This window comes from Edaphobacter sp. FHG110511_03, assembly GCF_059115365.1.
Genome location: NZ_JBZYWL010000051.1, coordinates 1 through 832 on the forward strand (window position 1 = coordinate 1; position 832 = coordinate 832).

At 53.5% G+C, this 832-nt stretch carries 1 protein-coding gene; it reads left to right on the top strand.

All coding sequences use genetic code 11. The features are described from left to right. Positions 1–26: 26 nt before the first annotated feature. Positions 27–832, top strand: an 806-nt coding sequence (locus AC5S26_RS29900) for an SDR family NAD(P)-dependent oxidoreductase (protein ID WP_494188596.1), incomplete at its 3' end; no start/stop codon positions are given.

Genomic DNA, 832 nt, shown 5'->3' on the forward strand with positions numbered 1-832 from the left:
TTGATATGGAAGAGGAGGTTCGGCATATGAGCACACAAGGTAAGGGTAGACCGGAAGTCGCGGTGGTGACGGGAGCTTCATCGGGTATTGGAAAGGTATACGCAGATCGGCTGGCGAAGCGGGGTTATGACTTACTTCTGGTTGCGCGTCGTAGAGAGCGACTTGAGATTCTGTCGCAGGAACTGCAGCACAAGTATGGTGTCCAAGCTGATATTTTAGTGGCCGATCTTGGCGACGACGCGGACCTTAAGCGGACTGAAGATATTCTTGCAGCTAACGAAAGAATTACCATGCTGGTAAACAACGCGGGCACCTCTGCGCTAAAGCCGTCTGTCGATCTTCCCGTCGAGATCGTCGACAATCAGATGAATGTGAATGCGAAGTCAGTAACTCATCTGAGTTTGGCTGTTCTGCCCAACTTCGTGAAGCGAAATAGCGGTACATTGATCAACATCGGGTCAGTGCTCTCCTTTTTTGCGACACCGATCAGCACTTCGTACAGCGCAACTAAGGCGCACGTCATGCTGTTCACGATCGGACTTCGAGATGAACTCGCAAGCACTAACGTACGTGTGCAGCTCGTATTGCCCGCCAGTACCGACACCGAAATTTGGGATGTCGCCGGAATCGGCGGGGTTAAAAACCTTGATCCTGCTACGGTCATGACTGCCGACGATTGTGTCGACGCTGCTCTGGCGGGGCTGGACGCAGGAGAGACCATCACCCTTCCGTCGGTCGAAGACCACGGGCTTTGGCAAAACTTCGACAACGCTCGACTTGCGATGGCCAAGGCAACTCAAACCGGGAAACCAGCTTCACGCTATGGCCTGGG